14 protein-coding genes are annotated in these 17048 nt (G+C 70.2%); 8 read left to right on the forward strand and 6 right to left on the reverse strand.

From position 1 onward, the window contains the following. Nucleotides 1-25 precede the first annotated feature (25 nt). Nucleotides 26-658 carry a flavin reductase family protein gene (locus ACWDR4_RS20415; protein ID WP_450410304.1) on the reverse strand — a complete coding sequence of 211 codons (633 nt, stop codon included), beginning with the start codon at nucleotides 656-658 and terminating at the stop codon, nucleotides 26-28. A 305-nt stretch (nucleotides 659-963) separates the two neighbouring features. Here ACWDR4_RS20415 and cdgB point away from each other — a divergent pair, with 305 nt between their 5' ends. Further along, nucleotides 964-2703, forward strand: a complete 1740-nt coding sequence (gene cdgB / locus ACWDR4_RS20420; protein WP_450410306.1) for a diguanylate cyclase CdgB — start codon at nucleotides 964-966, stop codon at nucleotides 2701-2703. 168 nt (nucleotides 2704-2871) lie between these two features. Next, a complete protein-coding gene (locus tag ACWDR4_RS20425) occupies nucleotides 2872-3870 on the forward strand; it encodes a CBM35 domain-containing protein (RefSeq protein ID WP_450410308.1) in 999 nt (332 codons plus the stop codon). Nucleotides 3871-4001: 131 nt separating this feature from the next. Here ACWDR4_RS20425 and ACWDR4_RS20430 read toward each other — a convergent pair whose 3' ends face one another. Genes ACWDR4_RS20430 through ACWDR4_RS20440 form a run of 3 tightly spaced genes read right to left on the reverse strand, consistent with a single transcriptional unit; the run spans nucleotide 4002 to nucleotide 7118 of the window. Then, nucleotides 4002-4943 (reverse strand): 1-phosphofructokinase, encoded by a 942-nt coding sequence (locus ACWDR4_RS20430; RefSeq protein ID WP_450410310.1) that lies wholly within the window; start codon nucleotides 4941-4943, stop codon nucleotides 4002-4004. Nucleotides 4944-4974: 31 nt separating this feature from the next. After that, nucleotides 4975-6177, reverse strand: coding sequence for an N-acetylglucosamine-6-phosphate deacetylase (gene nagA, locus ACWDR4_RS20435; protein WP_450410312.1), 1203 nt, complete (start codon nucleotides 6175-6177; stop codon nucleotides 4975-4977). Then, nucleotides 6177-7118: an ROK family protein gene (locus ACWDR4_RS20440; protein ID WP_450410314.1), complete on the reverse strand. Its 942-nt coding sequence runs from the start codon at nucleotides 7116-7118 to the stop codon at nucleotides 6177-6179. Before ACWDR4_RS20440 ends, nagA begins: the two co-directional genes overlap by 1 nt. A gap of 152 nt (nucleotides 7119-7270) precedes the next feature. Between ACWDR4_RS20440 and ACWDR4_RS20445 the strand changes: the two genes are divergently transcribed. The 6 genes from ACWDR4_RS20445 to ACWDR4_RS20470 all read left to right on the forward strand — a co-directional run bounded on the left by ACWDR4_RS20445 (nucleotide 7271) and on the right by ACWDR4_RS20470 (nucleotide 14397). Beyond that, a complete protein-coding gene (locus ACWDR4_RS20445) occupies nucleotides 7271-8524 on the forward strand; it encodes an extracellular solute-binding protein (RefSeq protein WP_450410316.1) in 1254 nt (417 codons plus the stop codon). A 150-nt stretch (nucleotides 8525-8674) separates the two neighbouring features. Then, complete coding sequence (locus ACWDR4_RS20450) at nucleotides 8675-9982, forward strand: extracellular solute-binding protein (protein ID WP_450410318.1); 1308 nt, start codon at nucleotides 8675-8677, stop codon at nucleotides 9980-9982. Between the two features lie 36 nt (nucleotides 9983-10018). Continuing rightward, nucleotides 10019-10264 (forward strand): DUF3263 domain-containing protein, encoded by a 246-nt coding sequence (locus ACWDR4_RS20455; RefSeq protein ID WP_450410320.1) that lies wholly within the window; start codon nucleotides 10019-10021, stop codon nucleotides 10262-10264. Nucleotides 10265-10298: 34 nt separating this feature from the next. Continuing rightward, nucleotides 10299-11138 carry a trehalose-phosphatase gene (otsB, locus tag ACWDR4_RS20460; RefSeq protein ID WP_450410322.1) on the forward strand — a complete coding sequence of 280 codons (840 nt, stop codon included), beginning with the start codon at nucleotides 10299-10301 and terminating at the stop codon, nucleotides 11136-11138. 99 nt (nucleotides 11139-11237) lie between these two features. After that, nucleotides 11238-11654 (forward strand): hypothetical protein, encoded by a 417-nt coding sequence (locus tag ACWDR4_RS20465; protein WP_450410324.1) that lies wholly within the window; start codon nucleotides 11238-11240, stop codon nucleotides 11652-11654. A gap of 4 nt (nucleotides 11655-11658) precedes the next feature. Next, nucleotides 11659-14397, forward strand: coding sequence for a ParA family protein (locus tag ACWDR4_RS20470; RefSeq protein WP_450410326.1), 2739 nt, complete (start codon nucleotides 11659-11661; stop codon nucleotides 14395-14397). 14 nt (nucleotides 14398-14411) lie between these two features. Here ACWDR4_RS20470 and ACWDR4_RS20475 read toward each other — a convergent pair whose 3' ends face one another. Then, entirely contained in the window at nucleotides 14412-15836 is a 1425-nt protein-coding gene (locus ACWDR4_RS20475) for an alpha,alpha-trehalose-phosphate synthase (UDP-forming) (RefSeq protein WP_450410328.1), read from the reverse strand. 122 nt (nucleotides 15837-15958) lie between these two features. Further along, nucleotides 15959-16903, reverse strand: a complete 945-nt coding sequence (locus tag ACWDR4_RS20480; protein ID WP_450410329.1) for a glucosyl-3-phosphoglycerate synthase — start codon at nucleotides 16901-16903, stop codon at nucleotides 15959-15961. Nucleotides 16904-17048 lie beyond the last annotated feature (145 nt).

A 17048-nucleotide genomic window follows, 5' to 3' on the forward strand; every position in this document is an offset into this window, starting at 1 on the left:
ACCGTCGTGACCAGCGAATATCCCGTCAGCCCAACTGCCGGTAGCGGCCCCGGAAGTACGCCAGCGGGCCGCCTTCCGCGCTCGGTGTCGTCGCCGTCAGGACGCGGCCGAGCACCAGGGTGTGGTCGCCCGCCGGGACCCGCTGTTCCGTACGGCACTCCAGGGTCGCCAGGGCGCCGCCCACCAGGGGAGCGCCGGACGCGTCGCCCCGGACGTACGGGATGTCCTCGAAGAGGAGGCGGTCGCTGATGCGGCCCTTCATGGCGAACCGGCCCGCGATGTGCCGCTGGCTCTCGGAGAGGACGGAGACCGCCCACAGGGGCTGCTCGGCGAGCAGGTCGTCCATCCGGGAGCCCTCGCGCAGGCTGACCATGACCAGGGGCGGGTCCAGGGAGACCGACAGGAAGGCGGTCGCCGTCATGCCGACGTCCTCGCCGACGGGCGCCTGGGGGTCGTCCGCGTCGAGGGACGCCTCCCGCGCGGTCACCAGGACCACGCCCGAGGCCAGGCGGGACATGGCGGCGCGGAAGTCGTCGTTGCTCACGCCCCCAGGATGCCCGCCCGACGGGGCAGGGGTGGCATGGGGGGCGGGCGAGGTGGGTACGGCAGGGGGAGTCGGCACACGGGAAACGTATGCGCCGCTCCCGCCCCGCCGCATCGGACCAGCGCCCGAACCCGGACCTAGGACCACCGACCGAGATCCTCGCCAACTCCAAAAGGCCGGTAAAGATCGGGAACGGCCCCGCCGACTTCTTCTCCCCCGTATCCTCGCTCGTAGTATCCGCACAGATACAAAGATTGCGTTCAGTAAACGCACAGGGAGAACCCAGAAACTCCACTCAATTGCTCATCTTTCGCTGTGACTTGAGTCACAGGTGCCCCTTTTTGTTGACCCTGTGTACCGAGTGAGCAGCGCGCTGTGATTCAGTGGCGGAGATGGTGGGACAGGCGGAGGGAGGGCGAATGGAGACCGACCAGGAGCCGTACGTCCGTCTCGCGACCTTGCGGCAGCTGCACCAGGTCATGGCGGACATGAACACCGCGCGCAGTCTGGCGGACACACTCCAGACCGTCGCCGACGGGGTCGTCAACGGCCTCGGGTACGAGCTGGCGTGCGTCAACCTCGTCCGCCCCGACGGCGATCTCGTCGTCGCCGCCCTCGCCGGGAACTCCGCCGCCGAGGCCCTCATCACCGGCCGTGTCGGCTCCCGCGACTCCTGGGAGCGCCGGCTCGCCATGGGCGAGGCCTGGGGCGAACTGGTCTTCATACCGCACACCGAGGGCTGGGTCCTCGACGACGACGACGTCCCGCAGTGGTACACCGACGGCCCCGCCCCGCGCTTCGAGGACGAGTGGCACCCCTCGGACCGCCTCTTCGCCCCGATGTTCACGCCCAGCGTGCCCGGCGGCAGCAGCAGCTGCGGCGAACTGATCGGCGTCCTGTCCGTGGACCGGCCCCGCAACGGCCGCCGGCCGGGCGCATGGGGCAAAGAAGCGCTCCAGATGTACGCCTTTCAGGCCGCGATCGCTATCAGCAACGCACGTCTACGCGCGAATATGCAGCGGGCACTGGTCAGACTCGAACGCGAGCAGCAGGCGCTGCGGGCCAGCGAGGAGAGTTTCCGGCAGGCCTTCGAGTACGCCCCCTCCGGCATGGCCATAGCCGAGATGGGCGGCGACCAGCACGGCCGAATACTGCGCACCAACGACGCCCTGTGCCGCCTCCTGGGCCGCCCCGCCTCCGCGATGCGCCGCTACGCCTTCTCCGACCTCGTGCACCCCGAGGACATCGGCACCCTGCTCCGCACCTCCGCCGAGGGCGGGCGCACCGAACTCCGGCTCTGCCGCCGCGACGGCTCCTACCTGTGGGTGTCACTGCGCAACTCCGTCGTCGCGGACGCCGCCGACGGCCCGCGCTTCCTGCTCACCCACGTCGAGGACATAGAGGAGCGCAAGCGCCGCGAGCTGCAGCTCGCCCACCGAGCCTCCCACGACTCCCTCACCGGCCTGCCCAACTCCGCCGAGCTGCGCTCCCGGCTCAGCGCCCGCCTCTGCCCGCGCCCGCAGTCGGCGGAGCCCGGCCTGGTCGAGTCGGTCGACGCGGCCTACGGCAACACCCAGCCCGACCCGTACGGCCGCAACGACCAGTACACGGCGACGGCGACGCCCGTGGCGGCCGACGGCACGCTCCAGCCGTACGACGCGAACGGCCATGCCTTCGCCTTCCGCGCCGCCCCCGATGTGTACGGCGCCTACGACCACCACGTCCACGCGGTCGCCCCTGAGGGTGAGAAGGACGACGGCACGAAGGGGCTCGCGGTTCTCTTCTGCGACCTCGACGGCTTCAAGTCGATCAACGACCGCTTCGGGCACAACGCCGGCGACGCGGTACTGATCGAGGTGGCCCGGCGGCTCGGCCGCGCCGTGCGCGACGGCGACACGGTGGCCCGGCTCGGCGGCGACGAGTTCGTGGTGCTCGCCGACGGCCTCGGCCGGGCCGACGCCCAGGACCTGGCCGTACGCCTGCGCAACGAGATCATCCAGCCCATCCGGGTCGACGGCCGCGCGATGCGGGTCGGCGGGAGCTTCGGCATCGGGTGGGCGCAGTGCGGGATGACGGCGGACGAGGTCCTGAAGTCGGCCGACGAACGGATGTACGTCGAGAAACGATCTCGTCCCAAACAGCACCGCCGGGCTGGATGATCACCAGGTCAGTGGCCTGACGGTGACCCTGTGCGGGCAGAGTCACCCGTTTGGGGCAGTGGGAGCGGGTAGGCTCGCTATTCGCATTGCATGTTTCGCAGGACCTCGCAAGATCTCGTGGTCCCGCCCCGCAGTAGTCCCACCCGCACCTGTTGAGGAGACCAAGGGATGACGCCCGGCAACAGCGGCGCGAGCACGCCCGAGGACGACGATCCGTTCGGCTACCTGTACGAAGACGGGCGGGCCAACGGCGCCCAGCCGCCGAGCAGCGGCTACGGCTACCCGAACTCGGTCGGCCGGGTGCGGCCGGTCGGCGAGCGTCAGTACAGCCCGTCGACGGGCCCGGGCCAGGCTCCCGGCCAGGGCCAGCAGCCGGCGTACGGCCAGACCGCCCCGACCGCGCAGTACGGCCAGACGGTCCCGCAGCAGCAGGGGGCGTACGGCAGCAGCCCGAACGCCCACTACCAGGCCCCCGAGGCCTTCGGCGGCGGCCCCACGGGTCCCCAGCAGCAGCCCGCGTACAGCGGTGGCAGCGGCAGAGGCGGGCGCGGCGGCGGGCCCAACACCAAGGGGCTGCTGATCGGCGCCATCGCGGTGGTCGCCGCGGTCGTCATCGGCATCGGCGTGGCCATGATGGGCGGCGACGACGACAAGACCGCCGGAGGCGACACCAGCGCGAGCCCGTCGGCCGGGCAGAGCGCCGAGCAGTCCCCGTCGGCCAGCGCCTCGGAGTCCGCCGACGCGGAGCTGCCGACCATCGACGCGAAGGCCCTGCTGCTCGGCGGTGGCGCCAGCGCGGTGTCGGACGTCGACGGCGCGCAGGCCGCCGGCGGTGTCTATGTGGGCAACTTCAACAACGTGGGCGCGTCCGTCACGTGGAACGTGAGCGGTATCGCGAAGGAGGGCGAGTACCGGCTGTACGTCAACTACGGCGTACCCGGCAAGGACGCCTCCGCGACGCTGACGGTCAACGGGACGGCGCAGTCCCGGTCGCTCAACCTGAGCAACTTCGCCAAGGCCGCCGAGGGCGACTATGCGAAGGGGTGGACGAACACGTGGGCGTCCGTCCAGCTGAACAAGGGCACCAACACGATCAAGATCTCCTGCGAGCAGGGGGATCAGTGCGATGTGAATCTGGATCAGTTGTATCTGGCTGCTGCTGAATAAGGGCCGCTTGCTGGGGTTCGGGGTTTCTGGGCTTCGTGCTTCGGCTGCGGGTCGGTGGGGGCTGGTCGCGCAGTTCCCCGCGTCCCTAAGGGGCGTGCCCCTGACGGGGCTGCCCCGATAGGGGCGCCTGCCTAAGCTGCCGTTGCTTCGGTTGTCACCCTTACTCGGCTCAGTAGCTTTTCGTACGTTGGTCTGTCGAACTCGCCCGCCACTGGGGTCGATACCGTTGCCGCCGACAGGGCTGTTGCCCTTGCCAGGCGTTCGGGCCACGGGAGTTGGTCCACGAAGCCCGACAGCAGGCCCGCTGCCGCCGAGTCGCCTGCGCCTGTCGGGTTGCCCCGGACGCGGGTCGGCGGGATCGCTCGCCAGCGGCCCTCCGGGGTCACCGCGAGCAGGCCGTCCGGGCCCAGTGAGGCCACCACCGCCCGTGCACCGCGCCTGCGGACGTCCCGGGTGGCCTGTGACGGCTCGTGGGAGCCGGTGAGTTCGGTGAGTTCGGCGGCGTTCGGCTTGACCACATCGGGGCGGGCCGCCACCCCGCGCCTGAGCGGCTCCCCGCTGGTGTCGAGCAGTACGGGTACGCCGGCTGCCCGTGCGGTGCGGATGAGGTGGGCGTACGCGCCCACCGGCACGCCCGGCGGCAGGCTTCCGCAGAGGGCGACCACGGAGACGGACGGCAGCAGCCCCTCGTACACGCCCTGGAAGGCGGACCACTCGGCCGGGGTGATCTGCGGGCCCGGTTCGTTGAGTTGGGTCGTGTCCGGGGTCAGGCTCGTGGCTGTTTCCTCGACCACCGCTATCGTGCGGCGAGTTGAGCCCGACACCGGGACCAGGGCGTCCAACACACCAGGCGTGGCGGTGAGTTGGTCCTGCACGGCCCGTCCGGCCGGGCCACCCGTGAAGCCGGTGACCGTCACCTCGTGACCGAGGGCCGCCAGGACGCGGGCCACGTTCAGGCCCTTGCCGCCGGGGCGTTCGGTCACCGAGGTGACCCGGTGGGAGGCGTACGGGCACAACTCCCGTACGCGGTACGTGATGTCCAGCGCGGTGTTCAGCGTGACCGTGAGGATCACCGGGGCGGCCCCCTCCCTCGGCACAGGCCGGTTACGGCAGTTGAGGCTTCACTACCCAACTCCCCTTGCGCATCACGCCCTTGACTGCGAAGTCCGCGTCCAGGAGCACCAGGTCCGCGTCCTTGCCCGGTTCCAGGGAGCCCACCCGGTCGTACATGCCCAGCAGGCGGGCCGGGTTGGCCGACAGGGCGGCGACCGCGTCCGTGATCGGGAGGCGGTCGACCGTGACCGCCCGGCGGAACGCGCGGTCCAGGGTCAGCGTCGAGCCCGCGATCGAACCGCCCTCGACCAGCCGTGCCACGCCCTCGCTGACCTCGACCTCCAGCGGGCCGAGGAGGTAACGGCCGTCGCCGAAGCCGGCCGCGTCCATCGCGTCCGTGATGAACGCCACGCGGTCCGCTCCCGCGTGGTGGAACGCGAGTTGGAGGGAGGCGGGGTGGAGGTGGGTTCCGTCGTTGATGAGTTCTACCGTTACTCGGTCGTCCTCCAGGAGCGCGGCGATCGGGCCCGGGGTGCGGTGGCCCAGGGCCGGCATCGCGTTGAAGAGGTGTGTTGCCACCGTGGCGCCCGCGTCGATGGCCTCCACCGTCTGTTCGTACGTCGCGTCCGTGTGGCCGATCGCCGCGATGACGCCGTGCTCGGCGAGCAGCCGTACGGAGTCGAGGCCGCCGGGGAGTTCGGTGGCGAGGGTGACCATCCGGGCGTGACCGCGCGCCGCGTCGATCAGCTTGCGGACCTCCGCCGGGTCCGGGTCGCGCAGCAGCGCCTCGGAGTGGGCTCCCTTGCGGCACGGGGAGATGAAGGGGCCCTCGAAGTGGACGCCGGCGATGTCGCCCTGCTCGGCCAGTTCGGAGAGGAGGCCGGCCTGGGCGGTGAGGGTGTCCATGTCGCCGGTGACTGTGCTGGCGACGAGGGTGGTGGTGCCGTGGGTTCGGTGGGTGTGGATGCCCTTGAGTACGTCTTCGGCGGTGCCGGAGGTGAAGGAGGCTCCGCCGCCGCCGTGGTTGTGGAGGTCCACGAAACCGGGGATCAGCCAGTGGCCGCTTACGTCGATCTCGTGGGCGTTTTCGGGGGCGTGCTCGGTGAACTTGGTGCCCTCGATGGCTAGTTGGGCGCCGTCGGTGATTCCTGTGGGGAGTACCAGCTTGGCGCCCTTGAGTACCAGGTTGTGTGCATGGTGCGGGGCGGTGGGGGCTGGTCGCGCAGTTCCCCGCGCCCCTAGGTGGGTTGCCATCAGGGCGTTGCCTCCGTGAGGTCGGTGACGGTCAGGAGATCCCAGGCCAGCAGGCCCGCGCCCAGGCAGCCTGCTGTGTCTCCGAGGGCTGCGGGGACGATGGTCGGGAGCTTCTGGAAGGTGATCCGCTGTTGTACGGCGGTGCGCAGTGGTGTGAACAAGGTGTCGCCCGCCTCCGCGAGGCCGCCGCCGATGATCAGGGTGCGGGGGTCGAGGAGGGTGAGGGCGGTGACCAGGCCGTCGGCCAGGGCGTCGATCGCCGCCTGCCAGACCTCGTGGGCCTGTGGGTCGCCGGCGTCCACTGCTCGGGCGCAGTCCGCCGCGTCCGCGTCGGGGGTGTCGGAGGCCGTGGCCCAGGCCTCGCTGACCGCCGCCGCCGACGCGTACCGCTCCAGACAGCCGCGCTGGCCGCACGGGCAGGGGGTTCCGCCGGGCCGTACGACGATGTGGCCGATCTCGCCCGCGAAGCCGTGCGCGCCCGCCTCCACCCGGCCGTCGATGCCGATCGCGCCCGCGATACCGGTGCCCAGGGGGACGAAGAGGAAGCGGTCGGCGCCCTGGCCGGCCCCGATCCGGCCCTCCGCGAGGCCGCCCGTGCGGACGTCGTGGCCGAGGGCGACCGGCAGGCCGAGCCGTTCGGTGAGCAGCTTGCGCAGGGGTACGTCGCGCCAGCCGAGGTTCGCCGCGTAGACGGCGAGGCCGCGGTCGGCGTCGACGATGCCGGGGACGGAGACCCCGGCCGCCGCGGCGCTCTCGCCGAGGTGGGCGATGCCGTGGGCGCGCAGGTCGGCGGCGAAGCCGAGGATCGCCTCGACCACGGCGTCGGGGCCGCGCTCACGTCCGGTCGACCGGCGCGCCTGGTGCAGCAGGGCGCCGTCCGGCCCGATCAGGGCGGCTTTCATCGCGGTGCCGCCCACGTCGAGGGCGATGACATGTCTCACGGGGACAGTGTGGCCCGTCGACCCGCAAGAGGTCTAGTCCACTCACGTGGTGTAGACCTGGTGGGTCAATTAAATTGAACGTACCAATGAACACATCTGTGAACTTTGGGTCGGGGTTTGGGGTTGAAGCAGTGCAGCGGCACAGGACAGGCATGATCGCGGCGGTGTCCGCACTCGGGATGACGGCGGCCCTCGGGGGCTGCGGAGGCACCGGCTCGGGTGAGGTCACCCTGAAGCTGGTCGCCGCCGACTACGGCGACTCCGACGCCAACAGCTCCCAGAAGTACTGGGACGACCTGGTCGCGGAGTACGAGGACGCCAACCCGGGTGTGAAGGTCGACGTCAGCGTCTACTCCTGGAACGACGTCGACCGCAAGGTCGGGGAGATGGTCGCCGCCGGTGACGCGCCCGACCTGGCGCAGATCGGCGCGTACGCCGACTACGCGGCCAAGGGCGAGCTGTACCAGGCCGACGAGCTGCTCTCCATCCCGACACAGGCCGACTTCGTCGCCCAGCTGGCCGACGCCGGCGAGGTCAGGCGCACCCAGTACGGCATGCCCTTCGCCGCCTCCACCCGCCTCCTCTTCTACAACAAGAAGCTCTTCACCGAGGCCGGCCTCACCCCGCCCACCACCTGGAGCGACCTGGCCGCCGACGCCGCCGTGCTGAAGGAGGCGGACGTGAAGTACCCGTACGCCCTTCCGCTCGGGCCCGAGGAGGCGCAGGCCGAGACCCTCCAGTGGCTGCTCAGTGGCGGCGACGGCTACACCAGCGCCGTCGGCACCTACGGCATCGACTCCCCGCAGAACATCCAGACGTTCACCTGGCTCAAGGACGAACTCGTCGACAAGGGCCTCACCGGTCCCGTCGCCCCCGGCAAGCTCAACCGGGCCGACGCCTTCGCCGCCTTCGCGCGCGGCGAGGTCGGCATGCTCAACGGCCATCCCTCGCTGATGAAGACGGCGGCGGCGCAGGGCGTAGACGTCGGCATGGTGCCGATGCCGGGCGAGGAGAGGTCGACGCGGGCCGCGCTGGGCGTCGCCGACTGGATGATGGCGTTCAAGAAGAACGGCCACCGCAGCGAGGCCGGCAAGTTCCTCGACTTCGTCTACGACGAGAAGAACGTGCTCGCCTTCTCCCGCAAGTACGACCTGCTGCCGGTCACCACCTCGGCCTCCGCGACGATGTCCACCGCCGCCCAGGACAAGGACCTCGCCCCCTTCCTGGAGGAACTCCCGACCGCCCAGCTCTACCCGGTCGGCAAGACGTCCTGGGCGCAGGTCAGCGCGGACATCAAGAAGCGGATCGGTACGGCGTTCGCGACGAACGGCAGCCCGGAGGCGGTACTGACGACGCTTCAGACGGAGGCCAACTCCCTGCAGAACGAGGCCGACAGCGCCGAATAGGCCCCGACGGGCCACCAGGCCATGGGAGTTGGGCCGGGAAATGTTGCACGGCCGAAACGCCCGGGGCATTGGACCGGACCCCAGGGTGCGGGAGGCTCTACGCGCGTCCACAGAGCGTGACGCGTGTGCCTCCCAGGGGAGGGGTCTGCCGTGCGAGAAGTGTGGGGCGGGAGCCGCTGGCCGGTCTTCACCGCCGTGACGGTTCTGAGTCTGGGTTCCGTCCTGGTGCTGGGCGGCTGCGGCGCGAGCGGTGAGGGGTCCGACGGTGTCACCCTCACCGTGGTCGCCACGAACTACGGCGACGGCGTCGTCAAGAACTCGGAGTCGTACTGGAACCGGGTCGACACCGCCTTCGAGGCCGCCAACCCCGGCATCCGGCTCGACGTCGAGGTGTACGAGCCCGGCGAGGCCGAGGCGCAGGTCGCCAAGATGGTCGCGGCCGGCGACCCGCCCGACATCGCCCAGATCGGCAACTACGCGGACTACGCCGCCGACGGCCTCCTCTACCCGGCCGACGACCTGCTCTCGATCCGCGTCCAGGGCAACTTCCTGCCCAACCTCGTCGACGCGGGCACCACGGACCGCACCCAGTACGGCCTGCCGTTCCTCGCCTCGACCCGCCTCCTCTACGTCAACAAGACCCTCTTCGCCGAGGCCGGCCTCGAACCCCCCACCACCTGGGCGGAGTTGAGGAACGCGGCGGAGGTCCTGGACGAGCGGGGCGTGAAGTACCCGTACGCGCTTCCGCTCGGCCCCGAGGAGGCGCAGGCGGAAACTCTCCAATGGCTGCTCGGCGGAGGCGGCGGGTACACCGGTGACACCGGCGAGTACGACATCGCCTCCACCACCAACATCTCCACCCTCACCTGGCTGCGCGACCGTCTCGTCGGCGAGGGCCTGACCGGCCCGATCCCGCCCGACCGCCTCAACCGCAAGGCCGCGCTCCAGGCCTTCGTGGACGGCGAGGCGGGCATGGTCAGCGCGCCGGGCGCGCTCGTACGGGAGATCGCGCGGTCCGTCGAACCGGTGGCGTACGAGGCGGTCCCGATGCCGGGCCGTACGGCGGGGCTGACGACGGCGACGGTCGGTACGTCGGACTGGATCGCCGCGTTCAAGGACGGCGGTCATGCCACGGAGATCGGTACGTATCTGAACTTCCTGTACGAGGACAAGAACATGGTGGATCTCGCGGGCACGTACCAGTTGCTGCCGGTGACGTCGTCGGCGTCCACGTTGATGCGCGCGAACAAGACGTACGAGGACCTGTGGGACGGCCTGGACGCGCTCGACGCCGCCCAGCTGTACCCGGTCGGCAAGCCGTCGTGGGCGGCCACGAGCCGGAACATCCAGAAGACGGTCGGTGGGGCGGTGCTGGGGGAAGGGAAGCCGGGGGAGGTGCTGGGGGCGATACAGCGGGCGGCTACGGCGGCGGAGGAGTCGGAGTCGGAGTCGGAGTAACTCCGGGTGTCAGTGGTGGGGGCTACGGTTCTTGCCATGGACGAAGGGGAGCGGCTGGGCCGACTGGGTCGACGGGAACAGGACATTCTTGCGTTGGAGCGGCGGGGGTTCGCGGGGCCGGGGGCGAAGGAGCGGGCGATACGGGAGGAGCTGGGGTTGGTGCCGGTTCGGTACTACCAGCTGCTGAACGCGCTGATCGATGATGAGCGGGCGTTGGCGTGTGATCCGGTGACGGTGAATCGGTTGCGGAGGGTGCGGGAGGGGAGGCGGGGGGAGCGGTAGGGGCGGCGGGGGCGAGGAAGATAGGGTCGGGGTCATGGACCTCCTGCCTACGCCCGTGACGCAGGCCGGGCGGGACGGGCTTGATGCCGTTCTCGCGCAGCCCGCCGGCGCCGTCGTCGTCCTCGACTTCGACGGGACCCTCGCTCCGATCGTGGCTGACCCCGAGCAGGCCCGCGCCCACCCGGAGACACTCCCCGCCCTCTCCGCCCTCGCCCCCCACATCGCCTCCGTCGCCGTCCTCACCGGCCGCCCCGCTGACGTCGCCGTCCGGCTCGGCGGCTTCGCGGGCGTCCCCGGGCTGGAACACCTCACCGTCCTCGGCCACTACGGCACCGAACGCTGGGACGCCGCCACCGGCACGGTCAGCGCCCCCGCCCCCCACCCCGGCGTCGCCGCAGTCCGCGCCGAACTCCCCGGGTTCCTCGAACGGCTCGGTGTCTCGCAGGGCACCTGGGTCGAGGAGAAGGGTCGGGCCGTCGCCGTGCATACCCGGCGCGCCGCAGATCCGCAGGCCGCCTTCGAGGCTCTCCGCGAGCCCCTCGCCGACCTCGCCACCCGCCACGGTCTCATCGTCGAACCCGGCCGCCTCGTACTGGAGCTGCGCCCACCCGGCATGGACAAGGGCGTCGCCCTCCAGGAGTACGTCCGCGAGACGGGCGCCACCTCGGTCGTCTACGCCGGCGACGACCTCGGCGACCTCCCGGCGTTCGCGGCGGTGGAGAAGCTCCGCCAGAACGGCATCCCGGGGCTGCTGGTCTGCAGCCGCAATGGCACCGAGGAGGTCACGGAACTGGTCGAGCGCGCCGACCTCGTCGTCGACGGGCCCGCAGGCGTCGTTCGACTGCTGGCAGCCCTGGCGTCGAGGCTTCTCTGACCTGCAGGGCCTGCGCGGCTGTGGGCCGAGACGACGGGGTGACAGCCGAGGCGCCGATTGTCACGCAAAGTCCTGGAGCGTCACCGTAAGATCACCCGCATGGTCGATGTAGGGGTGAGGCAGCTGCGACGCAGCAGAGACCGACTGGAGCAGCGCGGGGAAGAGCTGTCCGACGGTGACGATCACGCCACGGCCGGCCTGCTGTTGTTCTACAGCGCCGAGTGCGGCCTGAAGGCGGAGGTGATGCAGCGAATGAGGCTGCGGGACACCTCGCAACTCCCCGCCGATCTGCGTACCCACGACCTGCGGGTGCTTGCCAAGGAACTCAAGTGGTCGCCGCAGACCCAGAGCGCCCTGCAGGGTTGCGCCAGACCCCGGTACAACGGGCAGGCGGTCCAGAAGGTCGAGCCTCCGGCGCTGCACGAGGCTTGGAGGTACGGTGCGGATCTGGAACCGGATGATGAGAAACAGGCGTTGGCCGCATTGCGGACGCTGATCTCGGAATCCCGGAAGTGACGTCGTGAGCAGGGAAGCGGGATCACACGTGGGCATCGGCGACCGCAGCGGTGTTGTACCGGGCCGCCTCTTCACCTGGGTGGACGTCGACGAGCATCTCTCGTACCTGGCCGGAGCAGGGGAGTGGCCCGAGTGGCTTCGTGAAGCCGATGCCTGGTGGGATCAGCTGGCGCTGACTGTCCGTTCGGACACGACCGAGGACATGGTGCGCACGTGGTTGGACCAAGCCTTCGGCCGTGGCTCGGTGACCGGGGAGCCCGGGCGACCGGCCCTTGCCCTGGATCGGCCGAGTGGGCTTGGAACCGAAGACATCCCCGTGGTTCTCGACCCGGTCGACGAGCGCTCGGCGGGGCGGAGGGTTCCGCGGCTGGCAGAGCGCAGGACGACGGCCGAACTGGCTCAAACGCTCCCCCGCCCGCGATCCGAGCGCTTTGCCGGTGATGTGCAGGTCATCGCCTTCCACTCCTTCAAGGGTGGTGTGGGCCGTACCGTGCACGCGGTCGCTCTCGCCGACCAGCTTGCCCGGCAGGGGCGCCGGGTGCTGCTCATCGACGCGGATCTTGAGGCACCTGGTATCACCTGGATGCATCAGGCCCAAGGCGGGACGAGCGACATCAGCTACGAAGACGTGCTGGCCCTGCTCCATGGCACGGCTGATGGGGGTATCGCCTCGGTCACGGAGATCGTGCGCGACTTCCTGGCCGGTCAGTTCGTGGTCGGAACCGGACCGGGACGGCTCGCGATCCTTCCCGCCACCCGCCGCTCCAGGCTCGGCCCGCCGCGCATCGAACCAGTCGACCTGCTGACACACGACCGGTCGAGCTACTTCCTCACAGAGTCCCTGGCCGAAGTGGCCTCGGCCGCCGATCTCGACACGGTGATCATCGATTTGAGGGCGGGGGCGTCCGAGTTGTCAGCACCCGTACTACTCGATCCGCGGGTACAGCGGGTGTTCGTCACCACGCTCAGCCATCAGTCGCTGGACGGAACTCTGCGGATGATCGGGCAGCTGGGCGCCAAGGCACCCGCGCTGCTCGGTCAGGACCCGGCCCCTGCGGCGGTGGTCACGCAGTACCGCATGGATGTCCACGACGCCGACGCGGAGGAGGCGCGGCGGAAGCTCTCCGAGGCCCTACTCGGGACGCTGAGTGCCCCCGAAGGCGATGAGCACGAGCGTGACCTCGCTGTCGACACCCAGGCGCTGACTGCCGCGCTGGTCAGCCCGTTCCGCGACGAACTGCTCGCTCTTCCGGGCAGCTGGGACGAGGTTGTGGAGGTCGTACGCCGCTGCGGACTGGGGAAGCGGGTCGAGGGGCTGGCGCCGCAGCCCTTGCCGCTGCCGGTCGCGAATTCGCGACCGGACGAGAACGGTCCTGCGGGCATCGAGGAGCGCAGGACCATGCTGCGGGACCGGGCGGCCTCGCTGGTCTTCGCCGAGCGGACCGGTCTGGACGGCGCGCTGGGCTTTTTGTCGACCGAGCCGCTCCGTCGGCTGATCGGCGACCACCGCAGCTCCCTGCCCGTGGCCGTGGTGGTGGGTGCGAAAGGTGCCGGGAAGACGTTCACCTATGCGCGGATGTGCGCTGCGGGGAAATGGGCCGCCTTCGCGGAGAAGGCGGGCCTGAAGGTGTTGGACGACGCGCACGTCGTGCCCGTTCTGGATCCCGCCAATCTCGACCAAGAGCCCACCGGCGCAGGCAGCACCAGCCCGCAGGACCTCCGTGACTTCGCCGCAGGGGGGCAAGGAGCGACTCGTACTCAGATCCTGAGGCTCCTGAACGAATCCCTTAGGGCGCCCGGGTCCGTGGAGCCGTACTTCTGGCTCGACGTCTGGCTGAGGTGCATGCTGATCGCCGGTGGCAGCGACACCGAGGGGAGCACTGGCTACGAGGTCGAACAGGAACTGTTGCTGCTCGGCAGGGAACGGCAACTGCTCTTCGTTTTCGACGGGCTGGAGGACTTCCTTCAAGAACTTGAGGGCGAGGCCAAGCGTGTTGCGTTGCGCTCGCTGCTCGTGGATGTTCCCGAGTGGCTGCGGTCGCTGCGAGGGCGCCCGCTCGGCCTGGTGGTGTTCGTACGCCGAGATCTGGCGCAGTGGGCGATCCGGCAGAACCTCGGCCAGTTCCTCGACCGTTACGAGCCTTACGCGCTGCGCTGGGACGCTCAGGAAGCCCTGCGGCTCGCTCTCTGGGTCGCGGTGACCGCCAAGGCTGTGCGGGCGCCGGAGCGGGAGCTGATGGAACTGTCGTACGACGAGATCGCGCAGGCTTTGCATCCGGTGTGGGGGGCGAAACTCGGCTCGGACAGTTCGCGGGAGGCCTGGTCGGACCGCTGGGTGCCGGCAGCACTGGCCGACTTCAACGACCAGGTGCAGGCCCGCGATGTCGTGCGCTTCCTCCGTGAGGCCGCCGACCTGTCATCGGGGGACGAGCGGACGGATCGGCTACTCGCCCCCTCGGCCATGCGCACCGCCCTCGTCCAGTGCAGCTCGGAAAAGGTCAAGGAGATCGGCCAAGAGAACAGGACACTCGGTGACCTCCTGCGCGGATTGGGCGGGTACGCGCATGAGGTGCTCATGCCCTTCAGTGCCGAAGACGTCGGACTGGACGCCAACGGCATCGAAATACTGCGCGATGCCGGAGCGCTGACCGCGGACTCGGACGGCCGCTACCGGCTGCCGGAGATCTACCGGCATGCCCTCGGCTTCCGGACCCAGGGACGGGCCCGCGTCGTACGGCGGTGAAGCAGTCGTGGCCGTCAGTCGTTGAGTGCGTTCAGCTGGTCCAGGAACCACTGGGCCGGCGGCAGTGCCGTCGCCGCCGCTGCCAGGCGTTTCGTGCGTTCCGCCCGTTCCCCCGACTCCATGTTCAGCGCCTCCTCCAGCGCCCGGGCCGTCTCGATCACGTCGTACGGGTTCACCACGATCGCGTCCTCGCCCAGTTCCTCGTACGCCCCCGCCTCCCGGGACAGCACCAGCGCGCACCCTTCGTCGGAGACCACCGGGATCTCCTTGGCGACGAGGTTCATGCCGTCGCGGATGGGGTTGACGAGTGCCACGTCGGCCAGGCGGTATGCGGCCAGGGAACGGGCGAAGTCGTCCTTCACGTGCAGGACCACCGGGGTCCAGGTCGGGGTGCCGTACGACGCGTTGATGTCGTCCGCGACCCTCTGCACCTCCGCCGTGTAGTCGCGGTAGACCGCCAGGTCCTGGCGGGAGGGGTATGCGAAGGCGACATGTACCACCCGCTCGCGCCACTCCGGGCGGTCCTCCAGCAGCTGCCGGTACGCCAGCAGGCCCCGCACGATGTTCTTCGACAGCTCGGTACGGTCGACTCGGACGATGGTCTTCCGGGATCCGTCAGCCCCGCCGATCTCCTTGCGCAGGGTCGCCATCCGGTCCTCCACGTCCGGCTCGTGCGCGCGCCTGCGCAGGAAGTCCGCGTCCGCGCCCAGGCCGTGCACCCCGATCCGGGTGTCGCCGAGGCCGCCCACCAGGTCCGTACAGCAGGCCGTGAACGCGTTCGCCCAGCGTTGGGTGAGGAAGCCGAGGCGGTCCGCGCCGAGCATGCCGCGCAGGAGCTGTGCGGAGATGTCGTACGGCAGCATCCGGAAGTAGTCCGCCGGGGCCCACGGCGTGTGCGAGAAGTGGCCGATCCGGAGGTCGGGGCGGAGGGTGCGCAGCATGCCTGGGACCAGGCACAGGTGGTAGTCCTGGACCACCACCGAAGCGCCCTCCGCCGCCTCCTCGGCCAGTGCCTCGGCGAACGCGCGGTTGTAGGCCTCGTACGACGCCCACTGGCGCCGGAACTCCGCGTCGAAGACCGGCTCCAGCGGGGTCTGGTACAGCATGTGGTTCACGAACCACAGCACCGAGTTGGCGATGCCGTTGTACGCGTCCTCGTGGACGGCGGCAGGGATCGCGAGCATGCGTACTCCCGGCTCGCCCTCGCCCCGCCGTACCGCCTCGCGGTCGCCGTCTCCGAGGGCCGAGCAGACCCACAGGGCGCCCGCGTCCGGCCCGATCGCCGAGAGCCCGGAGACCAGCCCGCCACCGCCGCGCCGGGCGTGCAGCGAGCCGTCCTCGCGGACCTCGTACGTGACCGGGCCGCGGTTGGACGCGACCAGCACCCGGTAGTCGCCCGGACTGTCCTGCGTACCCTGTGTGCCCTGCGTTGAAGCCATACGCCTCAACCTAGCCCGGCCCGGAAACAATCAAACGTACACACGTACGCCTCAGCCGTATACAAGCCCGCTTCAAGCCCCCACGGGGCCTGTACCGGGCCTTGTATCGGCCCTGTGCCGGCCTACGCGACCTTCCTTCGCGCGTACTCCGCGATGTCCGCCATCGGCGGGCGTTCCTCCGTGTCCACCGAGTACGTACGCGGCTCGAAACCGTCCTCCCCGCGTTCGAACTGGGTGAGGGAGGGGCGGATGAGGTGGCCTCGGGCCAGTCGGAGCTGGGCCGTGCGGTAGATCGCGGCGGACATCCGGCCCAGGGCCTGTCCGTCCTGGTGGCGGTGCTTGCGCACACCCACGTCGACCTGGGCCAGCGCGTCCAGGCCGACCAGGTGCAGGGCGTCGATCAGCATGCCCAGCTCCACGCCGTAGCCGACGGGGAACGGGAGCTGTTCGAGGAGCGAGCGGCGGGCCGCGTACTCACCGCCGAGCGGCTGGACGAAACCGGCCAGCTGAGGCCAGTGCATGTTGAGGAGGGGGCGGGCCATCAGCTCGGTCACGCGTCCGCCCTGGCCGGCCGCCTGGCCGAGCGGGCGGTCGTACATCGCCTTGACGAGGTCGACGCCGGGGTCGGTGAGCAGGGGGCCCACGATCCCGGAGACGAAGTCCGACGAGAACTCCTTCAGGTCGGCGTCGATGAAGCAGACGATGTCCCCGCTGGTCACGAGCAGCGAGCGCCACAGCACCTCGCCCTTGCCCGGCACGGCCGGGATACGCGGCAGGATGTCGTCGCGGTGGACGACCCGGGCGCCCGCCGCGGCGGCCACCTCGGAGGTACGGTCGGTCGAGCCCGAGTCGATGACGACGATCTCGTCGACGAGGGGGACCTTCAGCATCAGGTCCCGGCGGATGACGGCGACGATCTCGCCGACCGTCGCCTCCTCGTTCAGCGCGGGCAGGACGACACTCACCGTGGCGTTCGATGAACGCTTGGCGGCGATCAGCTTCTTGAGCGGGCGGTCACCAACGGACCAGGAGCGCGTGCTCAGCCAGCGCTCGACGTTCTCCAGCACGTGCGGCTCTCCCTTGCGTTCTCATGGGAAGCGCGTGATTCGCATCTCGCGGTTCGGACGGCTCCCACCACCATCCAAGCCTTCGGTTACAGTCTTGAACAACGCGGATGACCATCGCATGTCCGAGGTCGTCGGTGTTCACAAC

This window comes from Streptomyces sp. NPDC000878 (assembly GCF_053599695.1).